Annotated in this window: 8 protein-coding genes and 2 pseudogenes; 6 read left to right on the top strand and 4 right to left on the bottom strand. The window is 52.4% G+C overall.

Annotation, left to right across the window (positions count from 1 at the left end):
- Window positions 1-38: 38 nt before the first annotated feature.
- Window positions 39-800, top strand: coding sequence for a class I SAM-dependent methyltransferase (locus JCM12308_RS08560; protein ID WP_054783444.1), 762 nt, complete (start codon window positions 39-41; stop codon window positions 798-800).
- Here JCM12308_RS08560 and JCM12308_RS08555 read toward each other — a convergent pair.
- Complete coding sequence (locus JCM12308_RS08555) at window positions 793-3,963, bottom strand: YhdP family protein (RefSeq protein ID WP_208609001.1); 3,171 nt, start codon at window positions 3,961-3,963, stop codon at window positions 793-795. The two genes, JCM12308_RS08560 and JCM12308_RS08555, sit on opposite strands and share 8 nt — an antisense overlap.
- Window positions 3,964-4,258: 295 nt before the next feature.
- On the opposite strand from JCM12308_RS08555, the gene JCM12308_RS08550 reads away from it, so the two are divergent.
- The 4 genes from JCM12308_RS08550 to JCM12308_RS31400 all read left to right on the top strand — a co-directional run bounded on the left by JCM12308_RS08550 (window position 4,259) and on the right by JCM12308_RS31400 (window position 7,024).
- Window positions 4,259-4,756, top strand: a complete 498-nt coding sequence (locus JCM12308_RS08550; RefSeq protein WP_083416989.1) for a peroxiredoxin — start codon at window positions 4,259-4,261, stop codon at window positions 4,754-4,756.
- Window positions 4,757-4,759: 3 nt separating this feature from the next.
- Window positions 4,760-5,644 carry a ferritin-like domain-containing protein gene (locus JCM12308_RS08545; protein WP_054783442.1) on the top strand — a complete coding sequence of 295 codons (885 nt, stop codon included), beginning with the start codon at window positions 4,760-4,762 and terminating at the stop codon, window positions 5,642-5,644.
- 157 nt (window positions 5,645-5,801) lie between these two features.
- Window positions 5,802-6,701, top strand: coding sequence for a hypothetical protein (locus JCM12308_RS08540; RefSeq protein ID WP_244271855.1), 900 nt, complete (start codon window positions 5,802-5,804; stop codon window positions 6,699-6,701).
- Complete coding sequence (locus JCM12308_RS31400; RefSeq protein WP_244271854.1) at window positions 6,698-7,024, top strand: M23 family metallopeptidase; 327 nt, start codon at window positions 6,698-6,700, stop codon at window positions 7,022-7,024. Before JCM12308_RS08540 ends, JCM12308_RS31400 begins: the two co-directional genes overlap by 4 nt.
- 75 nt (window positions 7,025-7,099) lie before the next feature.
- Here the strand turns inward: JCM12308_RS31400 and prfB are convergent.
- The 3 genes and pseudogenes from prfB to JCM12308_RS08525 all read right to left on the bottom strand — a co-directional run bounded on the left by prfB (window position 7,100) and on the right by JCM12308_RS08525 (window position 12,341).
- A protein-coding gene (gene prfB / locus JCM12308_RS08535) for a peptide chain release factor 2 (protein ID WP_128647353.1) occupies window positions 7,100-8,231 on the bottom strand; the annotation gives its coding sequence in 2 pieces (ribosomal slippage) (window positions 7,100-8,161 and window positions 8,163-8,231; 1,131 coding nt in all).
- A 151-nt stretch (window positions 8,232-8,382) separates the two neighbouring features.
- Window positions 8,383-10,832: pseudogene (locus tag JCM12308_RS08530) on the bottom strand (penicillin-binding protein 1A).
- Between the two features lie 267 nt (window positions 10,833-11,099).
- Window positions 11,100-12,341: an N-acetylmuramoyl-L-alanine amidase gene (locus JCM12308_RS08525; protein ID WP_208978389.1), complete on the bottom strand. Its 1,242-nt coding sequence runs from the start codon at window positions 12,339-12,341 to the stop codon at window positions 11,100-11,102.
- A gap of 819 nt (window positions 12,342-13,160) precedes the next feature.
- Between JCM12308_RS08525 and JCM12308_RS08520 the strand changes: the two are divergent.
- A pseudogene (locus JCM12308_RS08520) lies at window positions 13,161-16,219 on the top strand (Rne/Rng family ribonuclease).
- The last annotated feature ends 50 nt before the right edge of the window (window positions 16,220-16,269 follow it).

Raw genomic sequence — 16,269 nt, 5'->3', positions numbered from 1 at the left:
TTCAAGTACCCTCTACTCAGGAATGACGGAGCAAATCCATGGTCCTGCAGAGCTGGAACGCACAGCAGTATCTCAAACACGCCGCCTATGTCCCCGACTTCGGGCAGGATGCACTTGAGCTACTCTCTGTCGAGCCAGGAGAAATCATTCTGGATCTCGGCTGCGGTGAAGGCACTCTGGCTGCACAAATCCAAAACCGTGGTGCACTCGTCACTGGCATCGACACCGCAGAAGACATGCTCAAGCAAGCCGATGAGAAAGGCATCAAAACCCTGCTCATGTCCGGCGAAAAGCTTGAGTTTGAAAATGAGTTCAACGCTGTCTTCTCCAACGCTGCCCTTCACTGGATGCAAGACTACAAAGGCGTCATTCGCGGTGTTGTCAAAGCCCTGAAACCGGGAGGACGGTTTGTGGGTGAAATGGGCTGCGACCGAAACTGCCGGATCATCCGCTCTGCAATGGAAAATGTGTTTGCTGAGAACAGAGATTTCGGTCCCTACAAAAGCCCCTGGATCTTCCCATCCCCAAAGACTTACATGCACGCCCTGAAAGAGGCAGGTTTTTCGCTCACCTATCACACGGAGATAGAACGCAGAACGCCGCTGGAAACGGGTATGAAGGGCTGGTTGGAGCTTTTCACCGGTAGCCTCACAGAAGAGCTCAGCGAGGCACATAAAAAACGATTTTACAAAGAGACGATCAAACGCCTGAAACCGGATCTCTACTCAAAAGAAAAAGGTTGGGAAGCAGACTACGTGTGCATGCGCTTCGCAGCCTACCTCCCTGTCAACACTACTTAAATTCAAAGATACGGCGGAACACACCCGGTGCAATCGCTGAAACCGGATTGACCTGAAACTGTGGCTTCTCGAAAGTACCATCCAGCTTGTAAGTCACACCAAACAGCCCTTCATCAGAAGATCCACCACCAAGAATGAGGCCAATCACAGGCAGCTTGGCGAACAGGTTGTTCAGCGCATAAGCCGGTACAAATGTACCTGCCATATCCAGCTTCCGGCTCTTCAGATTAGCGTTTCCACTAAACGTCCCGCCAATAATCGCGCCGCTCAGCGTTCCTTTGGAAACATTCAACGTATCGCCATTACGGGAGAACTGCATACGCATCTTCTGGAACGATGCCTCACCTGAGTTCACCGCAGCCGAGTAGACTTCACTGTTCCGTGACCCACGAATTTCACGCGGCTTGATACCCTTCAGTGCCTTAATGGCTGGATCTTCTGTGATGGAGAAGTTCGTCACGGTCAGCTGACCAGCCCAGTTGGTATCGCTCGGCATCTGAATATCAACGCGACCGCTACCACCACGCATACGCGGGAAGATGTCCATAAAGCGCAGGAACTCGCCGGTGTTATTCAGCTTACCCTTCGCAAAACGGTGCTTACCTTCACCACCAACAGTGAAGTTGAACTGACCACGACTGGAGGTCGCTCCAGAGACTGTCAGGTCGACCGGGCTCTCACCGCGGAACAACCCGTCTACGCGTACGTTAGACGCCTGAACGCCTCTGTAACCAATCAAGCGACGGAAGCTCAGGTCAACCTCAACAACGTCTCTCCTGCCTTTGCTGGCAGACGAACCACCATCGCCACCAAAACTATCCAGTAGGGCACGACCATCAAAACGCTCTGCGTTCAGCACAACCTTGTAGCCCCCACCACGACGCGGGCGAACAGTCATCTTCGCATTGTCATTCGGACGCAAATTAAAAGCGGAGAAATCAGCCAGAGATAATTTGCCACTACTATCAATCTTCAGATTGCCACGCACTTCCACTCCCTCAGAGAGGAACGAGAAGTTATGTAGTGTCTTGGCATTACCAGAGCTGGTCACACGGAAACGCGCCGTTGCACGAACGCCAGGAACCTTACTCCAGCCAACTTCCCTCACATTGATGGAAGCTTTCGCCAGATCCAGCTCAAACACCTGCGCACCGCCGCTATCTTCATAGCTGACTTTGATCGGGCCCTTGATGTAATCCTGCAGATCAACACCGTAGTCTTTTAGGTCCTTGGCATTCGCAACAAACGTAACTCCCTGCCGGTCCTCACCGCCACTGCCATCACGGCTGGTGCTCAGATCGATTTCAGACTGGAAGCCGTTGAGCTTACCCTTACCGGTAATCAGTGTCTGTTTCGTATCTGCCTGAACAATAAGATCTGCGTTTTCAATGGTCTGACCTGAAATCTTCGCTTTACTGGTAAAATCTTTCAGATCCAGATTGGCGCGCCAGTCAACGTCCTTGACTTTCAGGTTCTTAGCAAGCGGGAACGATGCCTCAACGCGTACCTCACCTGTTCCGGAAAGATCCGCAGGCACCACGCTAAAGCCGTCCAGTGCGTTGATCGGCTCAGAATCTGCCAGGACACCAAGATCATCTGCCCGGCCCGTCACAACAACAGAAAGTTCCGCAGGCTGAATACCCGGCCCAGCAATCTTCTTGATGGCAAACTGAACTTCCGGAACCTTGACGATATTGCCATCCTGCATGCGGAAGTGGCCATTGGTGCCGGAGATCGAGAAATCTTCGTTTTCAATCTTCCCTGATCCAGTCAGATCACGCACCACAGGCAGTGAGTTCAGCGCCTTGATAGAGCCATCAATCACATCAAATGTCGCTGTCAGTCCATTCCCCTGCCAAGCAGGCGTTGCCTTATCACCATCAAAAGCTGCAGGCCCAAGCGCCAAGTCCAGGTACACATTATCAACACGGCCAGGACCAAGATGGTTGATCAACCAGTCGCGGGTTTTTGGAGCTGTAATCGTTGGCCAAACCTGCAGCACCTCACCAAAGCTCAGGCTTGGGGTGTAAACAGAAAGAGCCAAAGATGGCCCCGGCTGACCGTAATAGAATGAACCAGCCACATTGATATCCGCATCAAGACCAACAGCCCGTGCTCGCTCAATTGAAATCAACGAGTTGGCCGGATCAAACGAGCCAGACGCATACGCATCCGGGAAAAGCAGCGGCGGCGAATTCACATCCGCAGGTGCCAGTACGATCTCACGAGAGCCCAGAGAATAGTTCCACTCTGCCCCTTCAGTGACAGGTGGCTGCAATACACCGCCAAACACCACGCGCGTATTCTTGCGGCGCAGATATGACCGGCCAACGATAATATCCGGAGTATCGCGCTGCAGTTTCAGATCCAGGTACGCTTCATCAACGGTGATGGAGTTGTCTGGTGCAGTGCGGATGAAGATCGGAGACGTCCGCACATTCATATCTGCGCTGACAAACTCACCCGTTGCCCAAAGCTCTGCACTGGCTTCAACGAACAAGCGGGTACTTGCCAGCTTGTCATCGCGGGCAAAACTGTGTGTCGGTAGCAGGTCACGCAGGGAAGCATCACGCAGATTGACGGAGATGTTGCGAACACCCGTTTCAGGCGTCACGGTTCGCTTCAGATCCCATGACCAATCCCCTTCACGGCCCACGATCTTCGCATTCACAGCAAAGGAAAGGTCATCCAGCAGTACCGCATTTGCATCAATGCCATCAGCGACGAACTCTTCCCCTTGAGTGTTGATCACCAGACGGCCGTACTCAATCGCAACCTTTTCCAAGTGCCAGCGCTTGAGTTCCTCAACAGCAATCACACTGAACTTGTCAATCGCAACAACACGGTTCTGAACCCGTGGCAGAGGCTCTGAGCCGCTTGCCAGCCGAATGGTCGCAGATGGGCGTTCAAGCGCCACGCTCGTGATCTCCAGATCACCCGTCAAAAGACCCGAGAGATTGATGCCAATCTCAGCCCGGGGCAGCAGAACAGTCGCGGCTGTGCGCCCCTTGACACGGATGAGAGAGTCTTCAAGAATGATGCGGCTGCCGTTGTCGCCAAACAGGTCAAACTGGGCACTGCCGACCGTGACATTCAGTGCCTTGCTTTCAAACTGACGGATCGCCCAATCCACCAGATAAGGCACAGAAACCGGCCCGCTCATCAAACGGTAACCGCCAAAACCAATCGTCAAAAACAGAAAAACACAAACAACGCCCCAGACAACGCGGCGCTTAAAACGGCGTGTAACCGAAGAGCTTTCAAGCTCTGCTGAATTCCCAACATCAACAGCCAGAATCTTATTCCCTGTTTTAGTAGTCCGTTCGAGTATGCTCGAATCGTAACCTGCGCTAGCATCGCGTGATCACAGGTGCTCTGCAAGATAAATTACTTATCTACACCATGTAGAAAAACGCAGTCCTGAGAGACAAATTGCACACCCCAGGAGCAAATAAAGAATGCCTGATACAAAAGATGCGACACCTTCCTTACCGCTGGAAGAAATGCCGGCACCGGATTTCTCCTTAGCCACAGATTCGCAAGGACAATTCATTTTATCAGAACAAACTGGCCAGTCAGTCGTTGTTTACTTTTATCCTAAAGATGACACGCCCGGCTGCACTAAGGAAGCAATTGCCTTTACCGAACATGCGGCTGAGTTTCAAAAACACAATGCTGTTATCATTGGCATTTCGCCCGATACAGCACTAAAGCATGACAAGTTTAAGGCGAAACACGGGCTAACTGTCACACTTGGGGCAGATACCGACAAAGAGGTCTGCGAGGCCTACGGCGTCTGGGTAGAAAAAAACATGTACGGAAAGAAGTACATGGGCGTTGAACGCTCGACGTTTCTCATAGATAAAACGGGCAAGATTGCCAAGATCTGGCGTAAGGTCCGCGTTCCCGGTCACGTCGAAAAGGTTTTGGAAGAACTGAAGAGTCTGAGCCAGTAAAGAATGCCAAAACTACCGGGCAAAAATGAAGCAGATGCGTTTGCTGGACAAGCGCATCTCAACCTTCCTGAATATATCAGTGTAAAGTCGCTCAAGGACGGTGCACGCCAGATTCTGGAGACACCAGATCTGGAGCTGAAAGTCGCACTGGCCTACTATGTGGCCAATCAATGGTTCAAAGGCGCACTCTCCATTTCAAGAGGATCTGCAGAAAGGCCTATGCCGGATCGCCCGGGCCGCCCGGCCAAACCAGATCTGCTTCCACCTCGCGATATGCCAAAGCGCGCCGTCGGCGGCAAAAACGGCAAAGTCGCCCTACTCCACTCATTGGCCCATATCGAGCTGAATGCTATCGATCTCACCTGGGATCTGATTGGGCGCTTCACACATGTACCAATGCCGCGCTCTTACTACGATGATTTCGTCCGCGTAGGCTTGGAAGAGGCAAAGCACTTCACACTCATTCAGGAACGACTGGCAAAGCTTGGTGCAGCGTATGGCGACCTCCCTGCCCACGATGGCCTGTGGCAGGCAGCTCAATCCACCGGCAAGGATCTGTTAGCCCGTCTGGCAATCATCCCGCTGGTGCTGGAAGCACGCGGCCTCGACATCACACCATCCATGATCGAGAAGGCCAACGCCACTGGTGATGAGGACACGGCCAGTGTGCTGCATGTGATCTACCGGGATGAAAAAGGGCACGTTGCCTTTGGAGCAAAGTGGTTCCGCTTCATGTGTGACCGCCAGCGCGTGCGCCCTGAGCCACGTTTTCAACAGCTCGTAAAACAACATTTCAAAGGACCACTGAAACCCCCGTTTAATGACAGGGCAAGATCTGAAGCTGGCCTCACTCCGGGCTTCTACCGCCCGCTCATCAAATTGACCTAATGATACACCGCACTTAGACTTTATTAACCATAACTAACTTTAATCGAATTTAACAAATCATTTCCAGTAGGCAAACTGAGCAAGTGGTCATCCGATGAAACTTTCTAGGTGCAGTGAGTTTTCCAGCAATTACAGTCAATTGAAGTTGGATGGTCCAATGTGGCTTTCGCGCATCACATCTGAGCTGCGCTCAATTCCGCCCGTGGCCTATTGGATTTCCGGTCTCGCAGCCACGGCTGTGGTCTCTGCAGTATTAGCAAGCAGCTTTCAGCAGTCACTCAGCGAGATACGGCTTAATTCAACATTATCCAGAGAAATAGCTCTCCGTGAAAACTATGAAAGCGAAATCCGGGACCTCAAATTTCAGCTTGGAGAGCTGAGAGGCCGCATGGATCAGGACGCTTCTGGCTTGAGCGCTCCAGCCCGTAAACAGCAAGAGCTCTTGCTGCGCCAGTTCAGAGAAATCGAAGCTCTGGTAACACTGGCAGAGCAGTCCAATCTCGTCCTTTCTGCAATCCCACCGTCCCCAAAACGCAAACCGCTTAAGAGCGCGACACCAGCAGCTCCAACAGCAAGCCTCTCCTATGCCCCGCAGCAGAACAGCTCTGCACCACTGGATATTTTGAGCACTTTGTCGGGAAAGAAGACCGCTGCTGAACAACAGGCGGCAACACACAAAGATTTCTATTCCAAACAAGCTCAAGGCCAGCTTTTGTTGACGGCCTACACACAAGCCGCACTGGACGACATCAAACGGGCCAACACCCTGCTCAAAAAAGCCGGTGTCTCTCAGCCAGCGTTTGTCACACCTCGCTCTTCTGCTGGTGGCATCTATCAGGACATTGGAACGGCTGATCTCGACAGCAGCATGATTGCAGCCCGCAGGATCATAGAGCAGCGCATTGAGTTGAACGCGAAGGTAGATGCGCTCCCATTTGGGCGCCCGCTGAACAGCTTTAACATCTCCAGCCTTATGGGGCACGCACCGATCCATTCCTCGGCAAACCAGCAATTCACACCGGGCTCGATTTCAAAGCCAGCCGCGGAACCCCAGTGAAAGCAACTGGTGCCGGTATCGTCTCACTGTCTCGCTACAACGGTGGCTATGGTCTGTCTGTAGAAATTGTTCACGACAATGGCCTGATCACCCGTTACGCCCACATGCAAAAGCTTTTGGTGAGTGAAGGTCAACGCGTCAACATGGGCGATATGGTCGGCACAGTCGGCAACACAGGCCGCTCCACCGGTCCTCACCTTCACTACGAAGTGCGCCTGAACGGCAAACCAATCAACCCAATGCGCTTCATCCGCACTGGAGACAGACTGGCAGCGATCTTCCGCCCTAAACAGCAAACCAAAGTCGCCCTCAACCTGCCGTAACATCCATTTCCACGGAAAACAAAAAGCCCCGAAACTGAGTTCCGGGGCTTTCTCATTCATTGCAGAAGACAAGATTTAGTCGAGATCTTCAACCGCTGCTGGAGCATTGCCGAAGGCGCGGTGTGCGAGCGTTGCTTCCATGAACTTGTCCAGATCACCGTCCAGAACGTCAGAAGGCGCAGTGCTTTCAACACCTGTCCGCAGATCCTTCACCAGCTGGTATGGCTGCAGAACGTAAGAGCGAATCTGATGCCCCCAACCGATATCGGTCTTGGAGGCAGCATCCTTGTTCGCCTGCTCTTCACGGCGCTGTAACTCAGCCTCATAAAGACGCGCACGCAGCATGTCCCACGCTGTAGCGCGGTTTTTATGCTGAGAACGTTCGCTCTGACACTGAACAACAATACCAGTCGGATTGTGCGTGATACGAACAGCAGAGTCAGTCGTATTCACGTGCTGACCACCTGCACCAGATGCGCGGTAGGTATCAATGCGGCAGTCGGCCTCATTAATCTCGATATTGATGCTATCATCAATAACCGGATAAACCCAGACAGATGCAAAGGACGTATGACGGCGCGCGTTGGAGTCATATGGGGAGATACGAACCAGACGGTGAACACCAGCTTCGGTCTTCATCCAGCCATAGGCATTCTCGCCCTTCACAAGCAAAGTCGCAGACTTGATGCCAGCTTCTTCACCGTCGTTGTATTCCATCAGCTCAACTTTGTAGCCGTGCTGTTCGCCCCAACGACGATACATACGCAGCAACATGCTGGCCCAATCCTGGCTCTCCGTACCACCTGCACCAGAGTTGATCTCGATGTAAGTGTCGTTGCCATCTGCTTCACCAGAAAGCAGAGACTGCAGCTGAAGCTTGTTGACCTGCTCAAGCATAGCCTTCAGAGCACCCTCAGCCTCGTCAACGACAGACTGATCGTCCTCCATCTCGCCCATTTCAATCAGTTCCTGATTGTCAACGAGATCCTGCTCAAGCTTGCGAACGCCATTGATGCTGTCATCAAGCTGCTGGCGTTCACGCATAAGTTTTTGCGCATTCGTCGGGTCATTCCAAAGATCTGGATCTTCAGAAAGCGCATTGAGTTCATCTAGACGGACAAGTGCGACGTCCCAGTCAAAGATGCCTCCTCAGCAGGCTTATGGCCTGCTTGATTTCGTCGACGATGGCCTCCATTTCGGCGCGCATCGGATACCTCACTGTTTTGAAAAAACTTTAATGCAGTCAATTGTACTGCGTCGGTTGCGAACATAGTCGCAGCAAATCATTTCCGCAATCAGTCAGACCACAGAAACTGTGGGCTGGTCACGCAGTTAGCATGACCAGCCCATGAAGAGTTTTAGTAAAGACCACCAGTACCGGACATAACCGCCCGCCCTGCTTCCGGAGAAAGATCCTGACGGATACCAATCTCATCCTGGAAGCCAATCACAGAATAACTGTCCGGTGGAGATGTACCAGGCTTGAAGGACTCCAGAATGGTTCCTGGAGAACCTGCGGATGCCCGCAGACCTGTACGGCGGTTAATGGAAACCAGACGCAAACCGTTAGGAACGCGGAACTCAAGTGGAGGTGCATCCTGAAGCGCGTCTTTCATGAACGAGGTGAAGATTGGCGCAGCAACCTGACCACCAGTTGCACCTTTACCCATCTTGCGAGGCGTGTCGTAACCAACAAATACACCAACGGTCAGTTCTGGCGTAAAGCCACAAACCAGGCATCACGCTCGTCGTTGGTGGTACCGGTCTTACCAGCAACCGGACGGCCAACAGCCTTAACACCTGTCGCCGTACCACGCTGTACCACACCTTCCATCATGGAGGTGATCTGATAAGCCGTCATTGGGTCGAGCACCTGCTCGCGAGTATCGATCAATTCAGGCTCTGCCTGATTATCCCAATACTCTTCAGAGCAATTGGTGCAGACCAGCTGGTCGTTCTGATAGATGGTTTCACCATAACGGTTCTGAATGCGGTCAATCAGAGTTGGCTGCACGCGGCGGCCACCATTTGCCATCATGGAGTACGCAGCAGTCATACGCATCACAGTCGTTTCACCGGCACCCAGAGACATGGAGAGCACTGGCATCATGTTGTCATCAATGCCAAAGCTGCGCGCATACTCGGAAACCAGATCCATGCCCATGTCCTGAGCAAGGCGCACTGTCATCACGTTACGGGAAAGCTCAATACCTGTCCGCAGAGTGGACGGACCGTAGAACTTGCCGCCGTAGTTCTGCGGCTTCCATGGGTCTTGTCCCGGTCCCTGTTCAATTTCAACCGGCGCATCAAGCACAACAGAAGATGGCGTATAACCATTATCCAGCGCAGCTGCATAAACGAACGGCTTGAAAACAGAACCCGGCTGACGCCATGCTTGTGTCGCGCGGTTGAACTGGCTCTCTGCATAGCTAAAGCCACCAACAAGCGCCAGAACACGACCAGTATGCGGATCCATCGCCACCAGAGCCCCGGAAACCTCAGGAATCTGACGCAGAACATACTTACCGCTTGGCATGCGCTGCACGTAGACAACATCGCCCGGGTTCAGCACTTCCTGAACATTGCGCGGAGCACGTCCATTAACGCGCGCCCACTTCATGTCGCTCAGGTTTAGATCAGCACGCACGCGCTCGGTAGAAAGCTTGCGGTTCGCAAGGCGCTCTGGACGAAGTCCAACAACAGCCTTCTGATTGCTCACAGAAAGAACAACTGCGCTGGTCCACTCAGGAACATCGTTCAGGGTCTGAACTTTGTCCAAAGCAGCACCCCAGTCGCTGGAAGCGATTTCGATGTTGCCGATCGGTCCACGCCATTTGCCTCGCTTATGGTCAAAGTCAACCAGACCATCACGCAGGGCTTTACGCGCTTTCAGCTGCATATCAGGATTAAGAGAAGTCCGAACGGACAAACCGTCCTCATAGAGCTTCTCTTCGCCATATTGAGCAGCCAACTGACGACGCACAGCCTCAGAGAAGTACTCAGATCCTCTCACGAGGTTTCCTGTTGGACGCAGCTTCACATCCAGCGGCTTCGCTTTTGCTTCGATGCCTTCCTGAACAGAAACGTAGCCGTTCTCAACCATACGGTCGATCACCCAGTTACGACGCTCAATAGCACGATCGCGATAGCGGTATGGGTGATAGTTGGATGGGCCTTTTGGAACAGCAGCCAGATAAGCAATCTCTTGCAGTTCAAGCTCATGAACGGATTTGTCAAACAGGATCAGGGATGCAGCACCAACGCCATATGCCCCTACGCCAAGGTAGATCTCATTCAGATAAAGTTCGAGGATTTCATCTTTGGTGAAGGCCTGCTCAATGCGCAAAGCCAGAAGCGCTTCTTTGATCTTGCGCTCATACTTCTGCTCACCGGTCAGAAGGAAGTTCTTCGCCACCTGCTGCGTAATGGTAGACGCACCAACAAGGCGGCGCCCGGAACCACTGTTGCGCACGTTGGTGATCACCGCACGGCCAATGCCCCATGGATCAATACCAATATGCTCATAGAAATTCTTGTCTTCCGCAGAAAGGAAAGCCTGCTTCACACGGTCAGGAATAGCCTGAATCGGAATAAACAAACGCCGCTCACGCGCGAACTCATACATGAGATGACCATCAGCGGCATGCACACGTGTCATGACTGGTGGTTCGTAATCCTTCAGCGCAGTGTAATCCGGCAGATCCTTGGTTATGTCATTGAGATAAATCCACAGTCCGGCCGCTGCAATCAGCCCCAGAACAACTGAAATCCCAAAGAGATATCCAATGAACTTCAAAAATAATCTCATATTCGGGCTCGTTTGCTTTCCCGCTAAGAATGTTCGAGTCGTGAAGCCAGCATTCCAGAGCCAGTTTCAAACGCCGTTCCTGATGCATTTCCGGTAAAGGGTCAAGAGGTCTTGGCCCGAATGAGTGCAGCAGAACCGAATCCAGACTTCACTGTTACAGTTTGGCACCCAATCGCTTTTCATTATGGCAAAGCTGAGGCAGGAACTTTGGAATTATCCCACCGCAACAGCGACATATACGCACCCGAAAAACAATCAGCCAAACAGCTATTGCTGCGCAATTCTGGCCCGAAAGAAACTGTTCGTTGCCTGAACAATCGCATCCGACACACGTTCCCGCCACTCATCAGAACCTAACATTTTCTCATCCAGATTATTGGAAAGAAATCCAAGCTCGATCAAAACGGAAGGGACATCGTGGCTTTTCAGCACCTGAAACCCCGCAGAACGAAGAGGATTTTTAATAACTGTTGTGGCGCTTTTAAGTTCTTCAACCACCAATCGTGCAAAATGGATCGAAAAATTCTTGGTTTCGCGTCGCGTCAACTCCACAAGAATGTCTGTAACCTCTTCTGGTTCATCAGAAAAATCCACACCACCGATTACATCGGAATAGTTTTCACGCCGCGCCAAAGCCGCCGCCATACGGTCGGAGGCTTTCTCTGATAGGGTGTAGATTGAGGCACCACGTGTGGTCTCTGCCCCATTTGTGATCGAATCCGCATGAATGGAGATAAAGAGGTCAGCATCCTTGCCACGAGCAATCTTGGTGCGCTTGCCAAGAGAAATGAACTTGTCGTCTTCACGGGTTAGATGAACCTGATAGTAGCCAAGTTTATCCAGTTTCTGTTTCAGGAACCGGGCAAAGTTGAGCACAATTGCCTTCTCCAGCGTCCCGTTACTGCCCACGGCTCCGGAATCAACGCCGCCATGCCCCGGATCAATAACGATCACCGGCAAGTTGCTGTCAGCAGCTCGCACAGGTTCCTCAGCCTTTGGCTCATCAGGAACAGAAGCTGTCGCGCCTACCGGCAAAGTCTGCGCAATTGCACGGCCAACGGAAGCTTCAAACTCATCAGGGGAAGATTCGGTCAGATCAATCACCAACCGCGTCGGCTGATCTTGAACACCGGGCAGCAGAAAGGTTTTGTCCAACGCCACCGGTGAATTCAGATCCAGAACAACACGCGAGCGCCCCTTGGAAATGGAGCCATAGCGCCAGGAACGCACAAGTCCCCGCCCCTTCGGCGTAAAATCTCGTGGAAACTCAAAGGTCACTGATGGGAGATCAATCACCAGACGATAAGGGCGGGACAAGAATGACAGGCTATAGCCCACTTCACCGTCCATATCGAGAATGAAGCGTGTTCGCTTCAGATCTCCGGCAACACGTGCATCCGAGACGACAGAAACTGCATTTTGCGCTGTTGCCGGGCCATTCACTGCGACGACCGCAAGAAGAGAAAACGCAAAACAATAAAAGACTGAGAGCACAGAACTGGAATGCATGACTGATGCGGCTCACCTTTTCACTCCCCTCAATAAACGCTGGCAATTTAGTTTAAATCAAGTTGAACGATTAAATGACGATTAAGCGAAAGTCACCCCGCCAAACCCTTCATTAAGCATTGATTAACAACTGCAGCTTTCGTAGCAACACACTGCCAGATCGATTTTCCCAAGCTTGCCAAGCGTCTCGATGGATCGTAAAAGGTTTACTAGGACTTCGATTTGGAACTGTTCTGTAAAGTTGTGAGCCATATTTTTTGAAGCTGATATCCTGAGATTTTCGCAGTTTTCAAGCTGATCGGAATGCTTCAAAAGCCCATATGAGCAATTTATGTCGTTTCCAGTTTGTTGATGTGGATACGATATAAACCAACCGGAAGAGCAGTCTGCTCGAGAACCAAGACAGAGTTTTGCCGTGACATTTTCAGTCATGGCGGGTTGTGAACAGTTTTTCTGTCGCTCTGGATAAGTGCTTTATCCCCGAAAATTCGGAGAGGTAGGGCAGCTAGGCGCACGAAGAGTTGTTTACTTACTGGAAGCCTGAAGAAGCGCTTCTATCTAAAGCATACCGCCTTTTGGGCGGACACAAGAGATCATTAAGGGCGAACGGTTTGTCAAAGCTACGCGCAAATACAAATGAACACACTGTAGGAAGCAGTGCGCCGACGTGTCAGTCGGTCCCTTCCTGTCGTGCTCATGCGCGCCGCCGTCTCGCCTTTTCTACTAGCAACTTAAATAACAAGTTGACCGACCTGGGGATGTACAAATCTCAGCGCCACTCGCGCCGTCTTCAGGGCTTGGTCCTAAGGAACTCACTTCATGGCAAACAAGATGCTGATAGATGCGACCCACCCGGAGGAGACCCGGGTTACGGTCGTGCGCGGGAATCGGGTTGAGGAATTTGACTTTGAAGCAGCAAACAGAAAGCAGCTTCGCGGAAATATTTATCTAGCTAAAGTCACCAGAGTAGAGCCATCTCTTCAGGCAGCATTTGTCGAGTACGGTGGCAACAGACACGGGTTCCTCGCATTCAGCGAAATCCATCCGGATTATTATCAGCTTCCGAAAGAAGATCGCGAAGCTCTTGAAGCTCAGCTTGCAGCTGAAGCCGCTGCAAACCAGCGCGAGCGCGAGCGTCGTGAAAAAGAAGAAGCTAAGCGTGAAGCTGAAATTCAGAAAGCCGCAGCTGCAAAAGCCGCAGAAGCTTCTGAAGAGGTTGTCGCTGAGCTGATTGAAGCTGAAACCAGCGCGCTTGAAGCCGAACACGAAGCTGAAGCACTCGCCAGCATGGATGCGCCGTTCCAGGACGACAGCATCGAGGATATCGAAGCTGAAGCACCTTCTGACGAAGATGACACAGATGCAAAGACTGCTGATGAAGCTGCTGCCGAAGCTGAAAGCACAGAGGAAAATCCTGCAGAAGAAGCTTCCGAGGAAGCCGCTCCTGTAGAAGCAACCACTTCCGAAGAAACAACTGAGGAAGAGACTTCCGGCGAAGCGTCTGAAGAGAAGACTGAAGCAGAAGAAGAAACTGCGGAAGCAGCTTCTGACGCTGACGAGCAGGATGAAAGCGAAGACGAAGCGCAGGAAGAAGTTACCGAGCGCCCTCGCCGCCTGCGCGACAACTACAAAATTCAGGAAGTCATCAAACGCCGCCAGCTGCTGCTGGTTCAGGTGGTGAAGGAAGAGCGCGGCAACAAAGGCGCAGCTCTGACCACATACCTGTCTCTCGCTGGCCGTTATTCTGTTCTAATGCCAAACACCGACCGTGGTGGCGGGATCTCTCGTAAGATCACCAAGCCAACAGACCGCAAGCGCCTGAAGCAGGTTGCTGGTGATCTGGATGTGCCGAACGGCATGGGTGTTATCCTGCGGACCGCAGGTGCAAGCAGAACCAAAGCAGAAATTAAGCGTGACTTCGAATACCTCTTGCGTCTTTGGGAAAATGTCCGCGAACTGACTCTTGATTCAGCAGCTCCTACCCTCGTTTATGAGGAAGGTAGCCTGATCAAGCGCTCTATCCGTGACCTTTACAACAAAGACATCGATCAGGTTCTGGTTGCTGGCGAAGAAGGCTACCGTGAAGCAAAAGACTTCATGCGTATGCTGATGCCAAGCCATTCCAAGAATGTTCAGCCATACCGCGATGCAACGCCAATCTTCACCCGTTTCGGTGTTGAGGCCCAGCTGGATGCAATGTTCTCCCCGCAGGTGACATTGAAGTCTGGCGGTTACATCGTCATCAACCAGACAGAAGCTCTGTCGCTATCGACGTGAACTCCGGTAAGGCAACACGCGAACAGAACATTGAAGACACAGCTCAGGCAACCAACCTAGAAGCTGCTGAAGAGATCGCACGCCAGCTCCGTCTGCGTGACCTCGCCGGTCTTGTGGTTATCGACTTCATTGATATGGAAGAGAACCGCAACAACCGTGCTGTTGAGCGTCGCCTGAAGGAATGCCTGAAGTCTGACCGCGCCCGCATTCAGGTTGGCCGTATTTCTCACTTCGGCCTACTGGAAATGTCACGGCAGCGTATCCGTACCGGCGTGCTGGAAAGCTCTTCCGTTGTATGTCCGCACTGCCATGGTTCCGGCATCGTACGTTCAGTAGAATCCGTTGCTCTGCACATCCTCCGCTCTCTGGAAGATCAGCTGCTGCGCGGCTCCTCACATAACCTGAACCTGCGCACGCCAAACGAAGTGGCAATGTACATCCTGAACCAGAAGCGCCATCACCTGATGGATCTGGAACGCCGCTTCGGTCTGGAAATCTCCATTTTTGGTGACGACAGCGTTACCGAGCAGCACTTCACTCTGGAGCGTGGTGAACTCGCAACACCAAGCGAACGCACCCAGCCGCTGCCTGCAACCGTTCAGCCGGACACCATCTTCCCGATTGAGGAAGATGAAGACGTGATCGAGGAAGCAGCAGACGAGCAGAAGCAGGAAGCTTCTGACGAAGATGGCAACGATCGTCGCCGTCGCCGTCGTCGCCGCCGCCGTCGCGGTGGAGACAAGGCTGAAGCAGAACAGAAGCTGGACGATGCTGATCTGTCTGAAGAACAACCTTCCGATGACGAAGAAGCCGCTGAAGAAAAATCTGCGGATGCGGAAGCATCAGACGCCGGCGAAGACGATGATGATCGTCGTCGTAAGCGTCGTCGCGGTCGCCGTGGTGGCCGTCGCTCACGCCGCAGAAATGCATCTGATGAAAACGGCGAGAACGCAGAAGCAGCTGAAGGCGCAGAATCTTCTGAAGAAGCTGAGCGCTCCGAAGAAGGCACTGCAGACAGCGTAGAAGAAATCATCGCTGAGGCAAAATCTGAAACCGCTGAAGATGCAGCACCGGCAGAAGAAGCTTCTGCGCCTGCTGAAACCACAGCGGAAACTGAAGAAGAGCCAAAGAAAGAGACACGCAAGCCGCGTCGTCGTCGCAGAAAGCCTGCTGCAGAAAAAGAAGCAGCTCCTGAAGCCAAGGAAGAAACTGAAGCACCTGCTGTGCAGGCAGAAGCTTCCGAAGACGTAGCCGTCAAAGAAGCTCCAGCTGCTGTAGAAGCACCGGTTGAACCTGTCGCAGAAGTGGTTGAAGTTGCGGCAGAGCCTGTCACTGAGACAGCTGACGCTGTTGCTGAGCAGCCGAAGGAAGAAAAGCCAGCTGAGGAGCCAAAAACCGAAGCAAAGGAAGAAGCTCCTGTTGCTGAGGAAGCTCCAGCGGTCGAGGCTGCAGTTGAAGTTGAAGCTCCGGCAAAGCCAAAGGCACCAACCAAGCCGGTCGTCACCTCCCACAAAGTTGTTGAAGGTGAAACCGTAGCAGTTGAGAGCGATGAAGACACACCACGCCGCACCGGCTGGTGGCAGCGCCGCTCCTTCTTCTAAGAAGATCTGAGATCAAATAAAAAGCCCGCTCATTTGAGCGGGCTTTTTTG

The organism is Pseudovibrio denitrificans JCM 12308, from assembly GCF_001310815.1.
GTDB lineage: Bacteria > Pseudomonadota > Alphaproteobacteria > Rhizobiales > Stappiaceae > Pseudovibrio > Pseudovibrio denitrificans.
Note: the sequence above shows the minus strand (reverse complement) of the source record. Positions and strands in the feature narration are given on the sequence as shown.